Origin of the sequence: [Clostridium] saccharolyticum WM1 (assembly GCF_000144625.1) — a bacterium.
Lineage (GTDB): Bacteria > Bacillota > Clostridia > Lachnospirales > Lachnospiraceae > Lacrimispora > Lacrimispora saccharolytica.
This window is the reverse complement of record NC_014376.1, coordinates 2,535,604-2,552,421: the sequence shown is the minus strand read 5'-3', so window position 1 is coordinate 2,552,421 and position 16,818 is coordinate 2,535,604. Positions and strand designations below refer to the sequence as shown.

13 protein-coding genes and 1 pseudogene are annotated in these 16,818 nt (G+C 45.8%); 11 read left to right on the top strand and 3 right to left on the bottom strand.

Translation table 11 applies throughout. From position 1 onward, the window contains the following. Position 1 precedes the first annotated feature (1 nt). The 11 genes and pseudogenes from CLOSA_RS11960 (at position 2) to CLOSA_RS11910 (ending at position 14,532) form a co-directional block, all read left to right on the top strand. A pseudogene (locus tag CLOSA_RS11960) lies at positions 2–562 on the top strand (DJ-1 family glyoxalase III). Between the two features lie 15 nt (positions 563–577). After that, positions 578–2,023, top strand: coding sequence for an extracellular solute-binding protein (locus CLOSA_RS11955; protein ID WP_041708625.1), 1,446 nt, complete (start codon positions 578–580; stop codon positions 2,021–2,023). A 44-nt stretch (positions 2,024–2,067) separates the two neighbouring features. Then, a complete protein-coding gene (locus tag CLOSA_RS11950) occupies positions 2,068–5,043 on the top strand; it encodes an EAL domain-containing protein (RefSeq protein ID WP_013273026.1) in 2,976 nt (991 codons plus the stop codon). Between the two features lie 113 nt (positions 5,044–5,156). Then, positions 5,157–6,443 carry a trigger factor gene (gene tig / locus CLOSA_RS11945; protein WP_013273025.1) on the top strand — a complete coding sequence of 429 codons (1,287 nt, stop codon included), beginning with the start codon at positions 5,157–5,159 and terminating at the stop codon, positions 6,441–6,443. Positions 6,444–6,616: 173 nt separating this feature from the next. Then, a complete protein-coding gene (clpP, locus tag CLOSA_RS11940) occupies positions 6,617–7,204 on the top strand; it encodes an ATP-dependent Clp endopeptidase proteolytic subunit ClpP (RefSeq protein ID WP_013273024.1) in 588 nt (195 codons plus the stop codon). Positions 7,205–7,409: 205 nt separating this feature from the next. Next, a complete protein-coding gene (clpX, locus tag CLOSA_RS11935) occupies positions 7,410–8,711 on the top strand; it encodes an ATP-dependent Clp protease ATP-binding subunit ClpX (protein WP_013273023.1) in 1,302 nt (433 codons plus the stop codon). Between the two features lie 78 nt (positions 8,712–8,789). Further along, a complete protein-coding gene (gene lon, locus CLOSA_RS11930) occupies positions 8,790–11,108 on the top strand; it encodes an endopeptidase La (protein WP_013273022.1) in 2,319 nt (772 codons plus the stop codon). 154 nt (positions 11,109–11,262) lie between these two features. After that, positions 11,263–11,862, top strand: coding sequence for a ribosome biogenesis GTP-binding protein YihA/YsxC (gene yihA / locus CLOSA_RS11925; protein ID WP_013273021.1), 600 nt, complete (start codon positions 11,263–11,265; stop codon positions 11,860–11,862). A 67-nt stretch (positions 11,863–11,929) separates the two neighbouring features. After that, positions 11,930–12,811, top strand: a complete 882-nt coding sequence (locus CLOSA_RS11920; protein ID WP_013273020.1) for a transporter substrate-binding domain-containing protein — start codon at positions 11,930–11,932, stop codon at positions 12,809–12,811. Positions 12,812–12,993: 182 nt separating this feature from the next. Next, on the top strand, positions 12,994–13,788 hold the full coding sequence (locus tag CLOSA_RS11915; RefSeq protein WP_204593072.1) for an amino acid ABC transporter permease: 795 nt from the start codon (positions 12,994–12,996) through the stop codon (positions 13,786–13,788). Then, positions 13,789–14,532: an amino acid ABC transporter ATP-binding protein gene (locus CLOSA_RS11910; protein WP_013273018.1), complete on the top strand. Its 744-nt coding sequence runs from the start codon at positions 13,789–13,791 to the stop codon at positions 14,530–14,532. It begins immediately after the preceding gene. A 64-nt stretch (positions 14,533–14,596) separates the two neighbouring features. Here CLOSA_RS11910 and CLOSA_RS11905 read toward each other — a convergent pair whose 3' ends face one another. The 3 genes from CLOSA_RS11905 to CLOSA_RS11895 form a co-directional block, all read right to left on the bottom strand. Then, positions 14,597–14,914, bottom strand: a complete 318-nt coding sequence (locus CLOSA_RS11905) for a hypothetical protein (RefSeq protein ID WP_013273017.1) — start codon at positions 14,912–14,914, stop codon at positions 14,597–14,599. A 36-nt stretch (positions 14,915–14,950) separates the two neighbouring features. Continuing rightward, positions 14,951–15,475, bottom strand: coding sequence for a DUF4364 family protein (locus CLOSA_RS11900; RefSeq protein ID WP_013273016.1), 525 nt, complete (start codon positions 15,473–15,475; stop codon positions 14,951–14,953). 79 nt (positions 15,476–15,554) lie between these two features. Further along, positions 15,555–16,709: an NAD(P)-dependent malic enzyme gene (locus CLOSA_RS11895; protein ID WP_013273015.1), complete on the bottom strand. Its 1,155-nt coding sequence runs from the start codon at positions 16,707–16,709 to the stop codon at positions 15,555–15,557. Between the last annotated feature and the right edge of the window lie 109 nt (positions 16,710–16,818).

The window sequence follows — 16,818 nt, the reverse complement described above, 5'->3', positions numbered from 1 at the left end:
TATGGGAAAAGTATATGCGTTTATAGCTGACGGATCGGAAGAAGTGGAGCTGCTGGCAGTTGTGGACATTTAAAAAAGGGGAGGTCAGGACGTAATTCTGGTTTCCGTTACCGGAAAACGGGATGTAATAAGTGCCCACCATATAAAGATCCAGGCAGATTATGAGTTTTCAGAGGTGGACTGTAAGGAGGCCGATGTTTTGTTTCTTCCCGGTGGGATGCCGGGAACAAAAAATTTGGGAGCGCATGAGGGGCTGCTAAAGTCCTTAAAGCAAGCCCATAGGGAGAACAGGAGAATAGGGGCAATCTGTGCGGCCCCAAGTATCTTGGGAAACCTTGGCATTCTGGACGGAAAAAAAGCGACCTGCTATCCGGGGTTTGAACCGGAATTAAAGGGAGCATTGTATACAAAGCAGGGGGTTGTTACCGACGGGAACATAACCACGGCAAGGGGGCTGGGTTATGCGTTGGATATGGGAATTGAACTTCTTGCACTTCTGACGGACAGGGATCATGCGCGTAAGATGAAGGAGGCAATCCAGTACGACCATATTTCCGTATAATGGGCAGGTGAATGTATGAAAAAGAGGTGGGTATTGCCGGTTCTGGCGGCTGTTTTCTTCAGTCTGCTTACCGGCTGTGAGAAGAAAAATCCATATGGATTGTCAGAAAAGGATCCGGTTACCATTACCATCTGGCATTATTATAATGGGGTCCAGAAGGAGGAGTTTGACCGCCTGGTGCAGCAGTTCAATGAAAACGAAGGAAGAGAAAAGGGGATCATTGTCAAGGCGTTTAATAAGGGAAACATTGATGAATTAAGTGCTCTTGTCAATGAAAGCATTGAGAAGAAGATTGGATCAGAGCCCTTGCCGGACGTTTTTTCGGCCTATGTAGATAAGGTATATGAAGTGGATCAGATGGGACTGGCGGCGGATTTAAGCAACTATCTGACCTCAGACGAAATATCGGAATATGTGGATGCCTATATGGAAGAAGGCAGGTTTGACAGCACCGGGGCTATCAAGGTATTCCCCATAGCAAAATCTACGGAGATCCTGACGGTGAACAAAACGGACTGGGATAAATTTGCAGCGGCAACAGGAGAGACGGAAGAGGCGCTTTCCACTTGGGAAGGGATCACCCGCGTGGCAGAATCCTATTATAAATGGACGGACAGCCTGACAGAGGCACCTGATGACGGAAAGGCCTTTTTTGGCAGGGATGCCTTTGCCAATTATATGATTATTGGAAGCTTTCAGCTGGGGCATGAAATTTTTAAGGTAAAGGACGGAAAAACAGTACTGGATTTTCATAAGCCCACCATACGGAAACTTTGGGATAACTTTTATGTCCCTTATGTGAACGGGTATTTTGGTTCTTATGGAAAATTCCGGAGCGATGATGTGAAGACAGGCCAGTTGGCGGCTTTTGTGGGGGCCACCAGCGGGATCGCCTATTTTCCCAACTCAGTGACCCTGGAGGATGGGACCAACTATACCATAGAAAGCAAGCTATATCCTCTTCCCAATTTTCAGGGAACTGTACCCTGTGCAGTTCAGCAGGGGGCCGGTATGATGGTGTTTAAATCGGAAGAAAAACGGGAGTATGCGGCAACGCTTTTCTTAAAATGGTTTACAGCGGTGGAACAAAATATGGAATTTGCCGTTGGTTCCGGTTATCTTCCTGTGAAAAAGGCAGCCGGCAACCAGGAGCTGCTGACTCCATTCCTGACGGAAGCAGGAGAGAGAAGTGCAGTGTCACAGAATCTTCTCATTGGTCTTGAAACAGCCAATCAGTACAGGCTTTATACCTCAAAACCGTTTAAAGGAGGTGACCGCGCCAGAGGAGTGCTGAATTCTTCCATGGCTTTAAAGGCAAAGGAAGATTACAGCCAGATAAGCACTCTCATGAGTCAGGGAGCTAAAAGAGAAAATGCGGTTGCTAATTATGTGACAGAGGAGAATTTTGATAACTGGTATCAGGATACATTAAGGCAGTTGGAAACGGTGATGGGAGAGTAAGCGTGAAAGATGCCTTTCAACCTTGATTCGATAGGGTGCAATTTATGAAGAACAAAAGAAGTGAATCCATTCGCACCCAGCTGCTGGGACCATTGCTTATCCTGCTGGTCCTGCAGGCGGTGGTCATAGCAGGGCTGGTGTTTTTTGGCGGAGTCTCTATTAAATTAAAAAATAATGAGATTCATATATTAAGCGAGAATACGGAAAACACAAGGCTGGGACTGGAAAAGGAGACATTACATCATTGGGTTGTCCTGTTTAACAATTCCGATTTTATAACTTCCGGGATTCAACAGGTGCTGGAGGAAGAAAGACGCCGGTCAAAAGACATTTTTACAGATTATGACCTGAATCGGAAAATCGTTGATAAGATCATGGAAAAGTCCATTGAAATGCTCCATTTGAGCCATGCAACGGGAGTTTTTATGGTATTAAATGGCCCGGCGGCCAAAAACAGTCCGGCTGAAATGAAGGCGGGCTTTTACGTGAGAAATTCTAACTCAGGGGGATATCTAAAGGATAATTCGTCTCTTCTTATGGAACGCGGACTGCCATCCATAGCTGAAAAATATGACATACCGCTGGATTCTTTCTGGGAGCTTGGTTTTCAGGAAAGCGAGGATGGAAAGGCCTCCGCTTTTTATAAAAAACCATATCTTATGGCAGTTCAGTATCAGGCGGCACCGGCTGATTCTATGAAATTCGCCTATTTAAGTTCTCCGTTCCGCTTAAGCCCCAGGGATATGCCGGTTATAACCTATACCATTCCTATTATTCTTAGTGATGGGACCATTGTGGGAGCCTATGGTCTGGAGATGACCTTAAACCAACTGGAACAGATCCTGGGTGATGACCAGACAAACGGCAGCTTTGAAGAGTGCTGGCTATTGGGAATCCGGAATAAGGAAACGAAAACCATTATCCCGGTAGCATATTCCGGCTATTTGTATAACCAGTATTTTAATGAAATTCCAAGGATCAATTATGTGGACAATGAGGAAGAAAGCATAAGCGAACTGGAGTCCTCAGAAGGCACCAGGTGGTACGCCAGCATAAGAAGCCTTGATGTCTATGGCAATAACAGTCCCTTTGAAAGGGAAGAGTGGGTATTGGCAGGTATGGCCCGCCAGAATGATCTGCTTTCATTTTACAATGCCATTCGGCGGATGCTTTTCAGCTCCATGCTGGTGCCCCTTGTATTCAGCCTGTTAGGCGCTTTTGTCATAGGAAAAATTATGACTGAGCCCATCCGCAGGCTGGTCATGGAATTAAGAGGGAAATCAGGAACCAGGGGTCTTTCACTGAAAAGAGTCCGCATCAGAGAAATTGATGAGCTGTCGGAAACCATTGAACAGTTGAACTGGGATGTGGAACGGGCCTCTTCAAAGATATCCAGTATCCTGGAGCATGCCAATGTTCTGATTGGGGTATTTGAATTTGAAGAGGAGGCTGACCGTGTATTCTGCAGCCGGTCTTTGTTTGAAATGCTGGGCTGGGGCTGCATGGAAGAACCCTATTGTTATATAAAAACGGAAAAGTTCAAAAAGTACATGGAAAAGACTTTTACAGGTATTAAAATCAAAGGAGACCGGATCCTGCAGTGTCTGGAAGGTCCGGAGGGAACCCGGTGGGTGGAATTCATTCTGGATGGATCAAAAAAAGGAACGATTCTGGGTGTCTGCTCCGATGTGACTGCTGATGTGGAGGAAAAGGAAAAGCTGGAGCGTGAACGGAATTATGACCTGCTGACAGAACTTTATAACCGGAGGGCGTTTCGGGAACAAGTGGAGGCTGCTGTGAAAAAGCAGAAAAAAAAGCTCTCCGCACTCATTATGTGGGATCTGGATAATTTGAAATATATTAACGATACATACGGTCACGACGAAGGGGACAGGTATATCGTTCTGTTTGCTGACTGCCTGAAACTTTTTTCCGAAAGGGGAGGAATCATAGCCAGATATTCGGGAGATGAATTTGTTACCTATCTGGAAGCGGATGATAAGGAAGAAATCAGAAAAAATGTCAGGGATTTCATGAAGCACATTCAGAAGTTCGCTTTGAATACAGAAGGGGGTTACCAGTTCCCCATCCGTGTTTCAGGAGGACTTTCCTGGTATCCTGATGATGCCCTGGAATTTGAAACCCTGTTTAATTATGCTGATTTTGCCATGTATATGGTGAAGCACAGTGTAAAAGGGATCGTTAAGGAGTTTGATTTAAACGAATATACCCATAACTCCTATATGCTTGCCGGCAGTGAGGAGCTTAACCGGATGCTGGATAGAAAAGAGGTTCGTTTTGCTTTTCAGCCAATCGTAACAAGGGAAGGAACCATCTACGGCTATGAGCTGCTGATGCGCCCCGACTTTGCAAATATGAAGGGGATCAGTGAGGTACTGAATCTGGCAAGGGCTCAGGCAAAGCTATCCCAGATGGAGGCTCTTACCTGGTTTGCAGGCCTTAAGGCTGTTATGGCAGAAATTGAGGCCGGGCAGTTGGGACCGGATGTAAAGCTGTTTATCAATTCCATTGCCAGTGTCTGCTTAACGGAAAACGAACAGGCGGAGCTTTTAGAACTTTACGGTGAGCTTCTTCACCGGATCGTCATTGAAATGACGGAAGGAGAACCGGCAAGTCATAATTTCATGGAGCAGAAGATCGATATAGCCAGACAGTGGAAGGGACAGGTCGCTGTCGATGATTTTGGGACAGGCTATAACAGTGAAGCCATTCTGCTTCGTATGAAACCGGATATCATTAAGGTGGATATCAACCTGGTAAAACGGGTCAACGAAGACCGGAACCGCCAGATCATTTTAAACAACCTTTTGGACTTCGCAGAGAAAAACAGCATCATTGTTCTGGCAGAGGGGGTGGAAACACCGGAAGAGCTGGAATTTCTTATGAATTGCGGGGTTTCTCTGTTCCAGGGATACTATATTGCCAGACCTCAGATGGAGATCAGGCCCCTTGACCCTTACATTGTAAAACGAATGCAGGAGTTTTCAGGAAAAACCTGATTTAATCGTAAATAGTACTGGAATTTACAGGACGAGTATGTTATAATGATAAACTGAAGTGTAACGCCCTGTCGAATTGGCGGTTCACATATATTTCAAGGAGGAACCCTTTAATGAGTTTACAAGTAGAAAAATTAGAAAAAAACATGGCAAAATTAACGGTAGAAGTGTCGGCGGAGGAGTTTGATAAGGCTCTTACCGCAGCTTACAATAAGAATAAGGGCAGATTCAACATCCCTGGTTTCAGAAAAGGGAAAGCTCCTCAGGCCATGGTTGAGAAGATGTATGGATCAGGCATTTTATATGAGGATGCAGTAAATGAGGCTCTTGATGCAACCTATGGCAGTGCAGCAGAAGAAAGCGGACTGGATATTGTATCCAGGCCTGAAATTGATATTGTACAGGTAGAAAAGGGAAAGACTCTGATCTATACAGCGACAGTTGCTGTTAAGCCGGAAGTGACTCTGGGCGAGTATAAGGGAATTGAAGTGACCAAGGCATCTGCCGAAGTGACTGAGGAAGACATTGAGGCTGAGTTAAAGAGAGTCCAGGAACAGAACTCCCGGCTTATTACCGTAGAGGACAGATCTGTAGAGGATGGCGATCAGACAGTCATCGACTTTGAAGGTTTTGTAGACGGAAAGACATTTGAAGGCGGCAAGGGGGAAGATTATCCTCTTACCATTGGATCCCATTCTTTCATTGATACCTTTGAAGAGCAGCTGATCGGCAAAAACATCGGCGAAGAATGCGACGTTAACGTAACATTCCCCAATGAGTATCATGCGACAGAACTGGCAGGAAAGCCGGCATTATTTAAGGTAACAGTAAAAGAGATTAAGAGAAAAGAGCTTCCTGAGTTAAACGATGAGTTTGCAAGCGAAGTTTCCGAATTTGAAACATTAGAAGAATACAAGAAAGACATCAGCGAGAAGGTTGCTTTAAGAAAAGAAAAAGCAGCAGCAACAGAGAACGAAGACCGTGTGGTAGAAAAAGTTGTTGAAAATGCCACCATGGAGATACCGGAGCCGATGATTGACAGCCAGGTAAACAACATGGTCAATGACTATGCAAGAAGAATGCAGAGCCAGGGCCTGTCTCTTGACCAGTACATGAAATTTACAGGAATGACTCTTGAATCCTTAAAGGAGCAGATGAAGCCTCAGGCACTTAAGAGAATCCAGACAAGACTGGTACTGGAAGCTGTTGTAAAGGCGGAGAACATCACTGCTTCTGATGAAGCGGTTGAGAAAGAGATCGCAGGAATGGCAGAAACTTATAAGATGGAAGCCTCTCTGGTGAGAGAATCTCTTGGTGAGAACGGCCTCCAGCAGATGAAGGAAGATCTGGCAGTTCAGGAAGCAGTAGATTTTCTGGTTGCTGAAGCAAAATTAGTTTAAGAAGTTTAACCGGAATAGATTCCTGGCATGATTGTCCGGAGTCTATTCGGCTTTGATGAGGTATTCCTTTTTACCCGTATGATTGGGGCTGTTTCCCGAAACGTTGAGGGATACCCCTTTATGCCCGGAAAGCCTGGGCGATGAAAAGGAAATAACAGACAGGAGGAAGACAGATGAGTTTAGTACCTTATGTCATTGAATCAACCAGTAAGGGCGAGCGTTCTTACGATATTTATTCCAGACTTCTTAAGGAGAGGATCATTTTCCTTGGGGAAGAAGTGTCAGATGTGTCAGCAAGCCTTGTTGTGGCTCAGTTGTTATTTTTAGAGGCTGAGGATCCCAATAAAGATATCAACCTTTATATAAACAGCCCCGGTGGGTCTGTTACTGCAGGCATGGCGATTTATGATACCATGAACTACATTAAATGCGATGTTTCCACTGTTTGTATGGGAATGGCGGCCAGCATGGGAGCGTTTTTGCTGGCAGGCGGCGCAAAGGGAAAAAGATTTGCGCTTCCCAATGCTGAAGTTATGATTCACCAGCCATCCGGCGGAGCGAAGGGCCAGGCTACTGAGATCCGGATCGTAGCCGAGAATATACTGAAAATAAAGAAACGGTTAAATGAAATCCTGTCCGCAAACACAGGCCAGCCCTATGAGGTGATTGAACGCGATACTGAGCGTGACAATTATATGAATGCGGAAGAAGCAAAAGCATATGGTTTGATTGATGATATCATTTACAGCCATGACCGATAAACCATTGTGCCCGGACCGTAAGGGCGCCTGAGGGAAATATCCTGAGGGTGTGGCCTTATAGCCGGACGGCAAGGGCAGTAGGCAGGAAATACCCTGCGGGTATCCCTCTGTGCCCGGACAGCAGGGCAAATGACAGGAAATACCATTTTGGTATTCCTTTATGCCCGGAAGCAGGGTGATTGATAGGAAAGAATGAGGTGTGTATATGCCGGTCAGAACAGACGACAAGATCCGATGCTCTTTTTGCGGAAAAACCCAGGACCAGGTAAAGAAACTCATTGCCGGTTCCAACAATGTCTATATCTGCGACGAATGCATTGATCTGTGTGCAGAGATATTGGAGGAAGAATTTGACAGCCATGAGGAAGAAGGGCCTGATTTTGGCGACATCAATCTGATGAAACCAAAGGAAATCAAGGCATTTTTAGACGATTACGTCATTGGTCAGGACAATGCAAAAAAGGTATTGTCTGTAGCAGTCTATAACCACTATAAGAGAATCACTTCCAGAAAAAAAATGGATGTGGATGTACAAAAGAGTAATATTCTGATGTTGGGTCCTACCGGATCGGGTAAAACCTATCTGGCGCAGACGCTGGCAAAGGTTCTGAATGTTCCGTTTGCCATTGCAGATGCCACCGCCCTGACAGAAGCCGGATATGTAGGAGAGGATGTGGAAAACATTCTTTTAAAGCTGATCCAGGCGGCTGATTACGACATCAGCAGGGCAGAATATGGTATCATCTACATCGATGAAATCGATAAAATCACAAAGAAATCCGAGAATGTATCCATTACCAGAGATGTTTCCGGGGAAGGCGTACAGCAGGCTTTGCTAAAGATCCTGGAAGGTACGGTTGCCAGTGTTCCCCCTCAGGGAGGAAGAAAGCATCCTCATCAGGAGCTTTTGCAGATTAACACCACCAATATCCTGTTCATCTGCGGCGGTGCCTTTGACGGTCTGGAAAAGATCATTGAGCGCCGTTTAAGTGCAGGTTCCATTGGCTTTAATGCGGAAATCGTAGATAAGAACAAGACGGATATTGATGATCTTCTGAAAAAGACTCTTCCTCAGGATCTGGTGAAATTTGGTTTAATACCGGAGTTTATCGGCCGTGTGCCTATTACCGTATCCCTGGAACTCCTGGACAGAGAAGCTCTTGTTAAGATTTTGACGGAGCCAAAGAATGCCTTGGTCAAACAGTATCAAAAATTGTTTGAACTGGATGACGTTAAGCTTGAGCTGACCAGAGAAGCGGTAGAACGGATTGCGGAACTGGCAGTAGAACGAAAGACCGGTGCCAGAGGTTTACGTTCCATTATGGAAAGTGTAATGATGGAGTTGATGTACGAGATTCCATCTGACAGCAGTATTGGAATCTGTACGATTACCAAAGATGTTGTAGATAAAAAGGGTGAGCCGGAGTTGATCTATCGGGACACGGCAGTCCCCAGAAAGTCACTGGCTCAGAAGTTGAGAAAAGATAAGACAGGCGAGATCGCATAGGTCCCTGCATGAGTCGGGAAGGTGTTACAGCGAGAAAATCTGCTGGAACACCTTTTTGAATGCAAAGGAGAGAACACAATGGTGGATAAGACAATCACAATGCCAGTTATCGCCCTGCGAGGCATGACTGTTCTTCCCAAAATGATGCTGCATTTTGATATCAGCCGGACAAAATCCATTGCAGCCGTGGAGAAGGCGATGGTAGGGGATCAGAAGGTGTGTCTGGTTACCCAGAGAAATTCTGAGGAGGCTGACCCTGGAATTGAAGATTTATATCAGGTCGGCACAGTGGCCCTGATCAAGCAGCTGGTAAAGCTGCCGAATAATGTAATCCGTGTTATGGTGGAAGGTGTGGAGCGGGTGGAGCTTTTGGCTCTTGACAGCGAAGAACCTATGCTGGTGGGAGAGGTGGAAAGAACCTTAGAATCCGATGACTCTCTGGATTATATCGCCAGACAGGCTATGATACAGATTATTCAGGAAAAGCTGGAGGAATACGGCAAGGAAAATCCCAGGATTGGGAAGGAAGTGCTCCCCAATCTTATGGCTCTTGCAGATCTCGGTGAGCTTTTGGACCAGATCGCCGTACAGCTTTCCTGGGATTACAGGGTGCGCCAGCAGGTGCTTGAAAGTGCTCTTCTGGAGGATCGGTATGCTCTGGTCATGAAGCAGATGATTACGGAGATCGAGGTAACAAAGGTAAAACGGGAATTACAATCCCACGTAAAAGAGCGGATCGACAAGAATCAGAAGGATTATATATTAAGGGAGCAGCTTAAGGTAATCCGGGAGGAGTTAGGAGAGGACAACCCTCTGTCCGATGCGGACGAGTATTTCAAGAGACTGAAGGCTTTAAAGGCTGATAAGGAGACCAGGGATAAGATCCAGAAGGAAATAGAACGGTTTAAGGCAATGCCTGGAGGAAGTCAGGAAGCCAATGTGGTGCGTATGTACCTTGAGACGGTCCTGGAGCTTCCCTGGAAAAAGCTTTCCAGGGATAATAACAGCATTATCCATGCAGAAGAGATTTTGAATGAGGATCATTACGGCCTGGAAAAAGTAAAGGAGAGAATTCTGGAATATCTGGCCGTCCGTGTCCTTACAAAAAAAGGATCCAGTCCCATTATTTGTCTGGTAGGGCCTCCCGGAACAGGAAAGACCTCTATTGCCAGGTCGGTGGCAAAGGCATTAAACAAAGAATATGTAAGAATCAGCCTGGGAGGAATCCGGGATGAAGCGGAGATCCGCGGGCACCGGAAAACCTATGTGGGCGCCATGCCCGGCAGGATTGTGGAAGCTTTGCGGCAGGCCGGAGTCAGCAATCCTCTGATGCTGCTTGATGAAATTGATAAGGTGAGCAGGGATTACAAAGGAGATACCTCTTCCGCATTATTAGAAGTGCTGGATAGTGAGCAAAATGTAAAATTCCGGGATCACTACGTGGAGATTCCCATCGATTTATCCAATGTTTTGTTTCTTGCAACGGCCAATACGACAACGACCATACCTGGGCCCCTTTTGGACCGTATGGAAGTAATTGAAGTAAATAGCTATACGGAGAATGAAAAATTCCATATTGCAAAGAATTATCTAGTAAGAAAGCAGCGGGACAAGAACGGGCTGAAAGAAAAGCAGGTGACCGTATCGGATGAAGCACTTAAAAAGATCATTCACCATTACACCAGAGAGGCCGGAGTCAGAAACCTGGAAAGGCGGATCGGGGCTGTTTTCAGAAAGGCTGCAAGAGAATTCCTTGAGGATGAAACGAGGGCAGTCAGGATTACGGAAAGTAATCTGGAGAGATATTTAGGTAAGGAAAAGGTGCTTTTTGAGGATGTCAATGAGGAAGACCAGGTGGGGATCGTAAGAGGTCTTGCATGGACCAGCGTAGGCGGCAATACCCTTCAAATTGAAGTCAATGTCATGCCGGGAAAGGGAACACTGCAAATGACCGGACAGATGGGAGATGTGATGAAGGAATCCGCCCAGACGGCTTTGAGCTATGTCAGGTCAGTGTGCCCGGAATTTAAGATAAAAGATGATTATTTTGAAAAGCACGACATCCATCTTCATATCCCGGAAGGAGCAGTTCCTAAAGATGGCCCGTCAGCAGGAATCACCATGGCAACCGCTATGCTGTCTGCGGTTACGAACCGGAAGGTAAACGCCAGGGTGGCCATGACAGGGGAAATTACGCTCCGTGGCCGGGTTCTGCCTATCGGAGGTCTTAAGGAAAAGATCCTTGCTGCCCGTATGGCACATGTAGAAAAGGTTCTCGTTCCAGAGAGAAACCGCCCGGATATTGCAGAACTTTCAGAGGAGATCACTGGTGGCCTTGAAATTATTTATGCAAAGGACATGCAGGAGGTTATAAAAGAAGCTTTCGTCCAGGAATAGAGATGCCTGAAAAGCAGGGTGGGCCCTGCCCGGAAGACATGGGCAGGAAAGAGGAAACCCCCTAGGGGATACCTGTAAAACAAGGGCAGGAAAGAGGAAACCCCTAGGGGATACCTGTATGCCCAGAAAACATGGGCAGGAAAGAGGAAATTATATGATCATTAAAACTGTAGAGCTGGAGACTGTATGCGGCATCACCAGCAAGCTTCCGGAGAATACAAAGCCGGAGTTTGCCTTTGCAGGCAAGTCCAATGTGGGAAAATCTTCTCTCATCAATGCCCTGATGAACCGCAAATCTTTTGCCAGGACCTCGTCCCAGCCGGGGAAGACTCAGACCATTAATTTTTATAATATCAATGATGCGTTATATTATGTGGATCTGCCAGGTTACGGCTATGCAAAGGTTTCTCAGGAAGTAAAGGCCAAATGGGGAAAAATGATAGAAAATTATCTCCATAAATCACCAATGCTTCGGTGCGTATTTTTGCTGATTGATATCCGCCACGAGCCCTCTGAAAATGATAAGACCATGTATGACTGGATCGTTTATAATGGTTACCAGCCGGTAATCATCGCCACCAAGCTGGATAAGATCAAGAGAAGCCAGGTACAAAAATCGGTAAAAATTCTTCGCCAGGGCCTTGGCCTGGGAAGTGATGTGATGGTCATACCCTTTTCCGCTGAGACGAAGCAGGGAAGGGAAGAGATATGGGAGATGATATCAGAAACCGTAAATAGTCTTGACAAGGAGTAAAAATCTTTTTATAATGAACCTATTTATTACATAGCGTTCATTATAATAGGAAGAGGAGAAAACAGTTATGAAAAAGACAATGAGAAAAATTGCATCCGCTTTTATGGCAGCCGCTTTGGCAGCGTCCTTTCTGACTGCCTGCGGAGGCGGAAATAGTAACACAGGCACGTCTGCGGCAGCCGGTAAGGAGACAGGAGATAAAAAGGTGTTGAAGGTTGCCATGGAATGCAGCTATGCGCCGTACAACTGGACCCAGCCTACAGATGCCAATGGAGCCGTTCCTATTTCCGGAAGCTCTGATTTCGCTTATGGCTATGATGTCATGATGGCAAAGAAGGTTGCAGAGGAGCTGGGCTATGAACTGGAAATCGTAAAGCTGGACTGGGATTCCCTTGTTCCTGCGGTTCAGTCCGGAAAGGTTGACTGTGTGATTGCCGGACAGTCCGTTACTGCAGAACGTATGCAGTCCGTTGATTTTACAGATCCTTACTATTATGCAACCATTGTGACCCTGGTAAAAGCAGGAGGCAAGTATGAGAATGCAAAGAGTGTTGCTGATCTTTCCGGTGCAGCCTGTACTTCCCAGTTAAACACCATCTGGTATAACAACTGCCTGCCGCAGATTCCCAATGCAGACATCCAGCCTGCTCAGGAGTCTGCACCGGCAATGCTGGTAGCGTTAAGCTCCGGCAGAAGCGATCTGGTTGTGACGGACAAGCCTACCGGACAGGCAGCGCTGGTTGCGTATCCTGATTTCAAGCTTCTTGATTTCACCGGAACAGAAGGAGAGTTTAAGGTTTCCGATGAAGATGTGAACATCGGCATTTCTCTGAAGAAAGGAAATACAGAATTAAAGGATGCCGTTAACGGAGTGCTTGCCAAAATGAGCAAGGATGACTTTAATAAGATGATGGAAGAGGCAATTTCCGTACAGCCATTATCTAAATAGGCCAGGCCGATACTTGGCCGCATCTGCAGGCAGGAGGAATGCTGTATTCCTGAGGCCGGCTGATTGCTTGCAGGAATAAAGAATAGAATCAGGATTTGCAGGCACGGAACAAGAGCGTTCTTATTTCGTGCCGCTTGTTCTGTTTCGATGAAGTTACGAAAAGGAGAAGGTAGTATATGTCTTTGCCGTCAGATTTTTTTGGAAGAATAGTGTTTATACTGCAGAATTATGGCCCGTCCTTTCTAAAAGGGGCTGGAAAGACAATGGCAATTGCCATTGTCGGCACATTAATCGGATGTATCATAGGTTTTGCCGTAGGTATTATTCAGACCATTCCGGTTCAAAAAAGTGATAATCCGGTAAAAAGGTATTTGTTAAAATTAGTAAAGTTTATTCTAAATATTTACGTAGAGGTATTCCGCGGAACTCCTATGATGGTTCAGGCCATGTTTATTTTCTACGGCTCTTCCGTGCTGTTTGGCATCAACATGTCTATCGTTTTTGCTGCCTATTTTATTGTATCCATTAATACAGGAGCCTATATGGCTGAGACTGTAAGAGGAGGAATCCTTTCCATTGATCCGGGCCAGACAGAGGGTGCCAAGGCCATCGGCATGACACATTTTCAGACTATGGTTAATGTCATCATGCCTCAGGCTCTGCGCAATATCATGCCTCAGATCGGCAATAACCTGATTATCAACATTAAGGATACCTGTGTCCTTTCCGTCATTGGGGTAGTGGAGCTGTTCTATGCAACCAAAGGCGTTGCAGGTGCTTATTATACGTATTTTGAAGCATTCGGAATTACCATGATCATTTATTTTATCCTGACTTTTACCTGTTCCAGGATCCTGCGTCACTGGGAAAAGAAGATGGACGGTCCGGACAGCTACGATCTGGCTACCACTGATACCCTGGCTTACACCAGCGGTATGGTAAAGTTTCCGGATCCCAAAGAGAAGGAGGATAAATAAATGGAAGGCAAAAAAGTTTTAGAGATCCATCATTTAAGCAAAACCTTTGGGACCAATGTAGTGCTGCGGGATATTGATTTTTCGGTGGATGCCGGAGATGTGACCTGTATCATCGGAGCTTCCGGTTCCGGAAAGTCAACGCTGCTGCGCTGCATCAATCTGTTGGAAACCCCCACCACCGGCGAGATCCTGTACCACGATGTGGACATAACGGACCGGAAAATGAATGTTCCATCTTACCGCACCAAGGTGGGCATGGTGTTCCAAAGCTTTAATCTGTTTAATAACATGACTGTCTTGGAGAATTGTCTGGTAGGCCAGGTGAAAGTGCTTAAAAAGGATAAGGAAGAGGCAAGAAAGAAAGCTATGATGTATTTGGAGAAAGTAGGTATGGCTCCTTACATCAATGCAAAGCCAAGACAGCTTTCCGGCGGTCAGAAGCAGAGGGTGGCTATTGCCAGAGCCCTTGCAATGGAACCGGAGATCCTGCTGTTTGATGAGCCTACTTCTGCACTGGATCCGCAGATGGTAGGAGAAGTTTTGGCAGTTATGAGGACTTTGGCCAAAGAAGGGCTTACGATGATCATAGTAACTCATGAAATGGCATTTGCCAGGGATGTGTCCAGCCGTGTGGTCTATATGGCAGGCGGCGTCATCGAAGAAGAAGGTGCACCGGCCGATATCTTCGGTAATCCAAAGAAAAATTCAACAAAGGAATTTTTAAACAGATTTATGCAGGGATAAGAAAAAGCTGATCCAGTAGATTCATTGGATCAGCTTTTTTTGCAAAATATTGCTCCTTTTATCGTTATGAATTCGAATCCCCGGAAACCCGTTGGGGCTGAACCACTTCCTTATGGACCGGCTCTGCATGGATCGGAGCAGCCGCTCCTGTTTTTTTTGTTGCACTGTCACAGACCGGTTTGGAAAAAATTTTCCTTACCTTAATGCGGATATAAGTTTCCGCCGCTTTGATAGAAAGCACAATTATTAAAATTGGAAGGATGATGGTTAAAATCAGTTTTGCTTTCAAATAGAATTTTTTTTTCTTATACTCCTTCCGATAAAAATAATACTGTTGGCTTATCTTAGGAAACAATGGATTTTTTGACTGAGTTTTATTCAAGATGAATCCCCCTTCTGTTTACTTTCGGATAAAATATTAAGAGCCGCTCATCAGCGCTTTCATGGCAAATGCATAAATTTCCTGGCTTTTTGATTTCCAGTGGTCACACATAATTTCTGCCTGATCTTTATCCGGAACAGACAGCTCCAGATTGATCAGACAGTTTTTTCCCTCCCGGACCTGACAGTGGACAATGTAGTCATGACTGGTGGATTTATAGAAATCAGCAGTTACCCCAACCTCATTGCGGAGCCGGAACTTGTTTTCCTTTAAATATTCATCCATATCATTGATGATTGCCGGGGAAATTTTGTTGCCGAAAAAGGAAAGGGTTTCTTCCCCTTCCCTGGTAATCTCGTACCGGCTGCTGTTGTGGTTGGTTTCCACATGAAGAAGTCTTGCCTCCAGCAGTTCATTCAATGCCTGATTGAGCGTGAAATATGTGGTATATTCATGCTCCAGAAAAAAGTTTGACAGTTGTGCGCTTGTCAGGGGGAAATTAACCTGTTTCAGCATGTATAAGATCATTAGTTTGTACAGGGTCATGGGTTCTGACAGCATAGTTACCTCCAGTGATGCGCTTGCCGCGCCGTAAATTCAGGGATGGTGAAAGCAGCTTTCAACCGGATCCTTTGTGTTTCTACTGCCGGATATGGTCTTTCACTGCCTGGCTTACGGCAGCCGCAACCCGTGGGTCAAAAGCTTCCGGCAGGATGTTGTTTTCGTTCAGATCAGAAGGCGCTACAAGACCGGCGATGGCAGCAGCGGCAGCAAGCTTCATTTCTTCCGTGATGGCGGAAGCCCGCCCTTCCAAAGCCCCTTTAAAGATGCCGGGAAATACGACTACATTATTGACCTGGTTGGGGAAATCAGACCTTCCGGTTCCCACCACCTTTGCGCCGGCTGCTTTTGCAAGGTCAGGCAAAATTTCCGGAACCGGGTTAGCCATGGCAAACAAAATTGCATCAGGATTCATGGAAGCGACCATTTCTTCTGTAACGATTCCCGGGGCTGATACTCCCACGAAGACATCGGTACCCTTCATGGCGTCTGCCAGAGAACCTTGTTTTCCTTCCAGGTTGGTCACATCCATCATTTTTTCCTGCATCCAGTTCAACCCCTCCATGCCCTTAGCCAGAATCCCTGCCCGGTCGCACATGGTGATGTGGGTAAAACCATAGGTAAGAAGAAGCTTTGTAATGGCGATTCCTGCAGATCCTGCACCGTTTACCACCACAGTACATTCCTCCTTTGTCTTTCCGGTCACCTTTAAGGCGTTTATGATTCCGGCAAGAACTACGATGGCGGTTCCGTGCTGGTCGTCATGGAATACGGGGATGTCAAGCAGTTCTTTTAACCGTTCCTCAATTTCAAAACAACGGGGAGCGGAGATATCTTCCAAATTGATCCCGCCAAAGGCGGGAGCAATATTTACCACGGTCTTAATGATCTCTTCCGTATCCTGGGTGTCCAGACAAATAGGGATGGCATTGATCCCCCCGAATTCTTTAAACAGGACCGCTTTTCCTTCCATGACCGGCATGGCAGCAAGCGGGCCGATGTTGCCCAGTCCTAGAACAGCACTACCATCGGAAACCACGGCAATGGTATTGGATTTCACCGTATATTGATAGGCAGCCTCTGGATTTTTAGCAATGACCTTGCAGGGTTCCGCCACGCCAGGAGTATAGGCTAGAGCCAGATCTTCCCTGCTTTTTACCTTTGCTTTGGAAATAATTTCCAGCTTCCCCTTCCATTCTTCATGCAGTAATAAAGCTTTTTCGTTGGTCGTCATAATTGTTTGTCCTTTTTTTCACAGTTTTTATTTTATCATACCAATTTTAGGGTTTTAAATCAATAGAAAATATGTTAGAATATAGAGTAATTGAATTCAAACAAGCGAA

Coding starts and splice junctions, on each gene's coding strand:
- CLOSA_RS11955 (WP_041708625.1), top strand. CDS start 578: ATGAAAAAGAGGTGGGTATTGCCGGTTCTGGCGGCTGTTTTCTTCAGT.
- clpP (WP_013273024.1), top strand. CDS start 6,617: ATGAGTTTAGTACCTTATGTCATTGAATCAACCAGTAAGGGCGAGCGT.
- CLOSA_RS11910 (WP_013273018.1), top strand. CDS start 13,789: ATGGAAGGCAAAAAAGTTTTAGAGATCCATCATTTAAGCAAAACCTTT.
- clpX (WP_013273023.1), top strand. CDS start 7,410: ATGCCGGTCAGAACAGACGACAAGATCCGATGCTCTTTTTGCGGAAAA.
- CLOSA_RS11920 (WP_013273020.1), top strand. CDS start 11,930: ATGAAAAAGACAATGAGAAAAATTGCATCCGCTTTTATGGCAGCCGCT.
- CLOSA_RS11900 (WP_013273016.1), bottom strand. CDS start 15,475: ATGCTGTCAGAACCCATGACCCTGTACAAACTAATGATCTTATACATG.
- CLOSA_RS11950 (WP_013273026.1), top strand. CDS start 2,068: ATGAAGAACAAAAGAAGTGAATCCATTCGCACCCAGCTGCTGGGACCA.
- CLOSA_RS11895 (WP_013273015.1), bottom strand. CDS start 16,709: ATGACGACCAACGAAAAAGCTTTATTACTGCATGAAGAATGGAAGGGG.
- tig (WP_013273025.1), top strand. CDS start 5,157: ATGAGTTTACAAGTAGAAAAATTAGAAAAAAACATGGCAAAATTAACG.
- lon (WP_013273022.1), top strand. CDS start 8,790: ATGGTGGATAAGACAATCACAATGCCAGTTATCGCCCTGCGAGGCATG.
- yihA (WP_013273021.1), top strand. CDS start 11,263: ATGATCATTAAAACTGTAGAGCTGGAGACTGTATGCGGCATCACCAGC.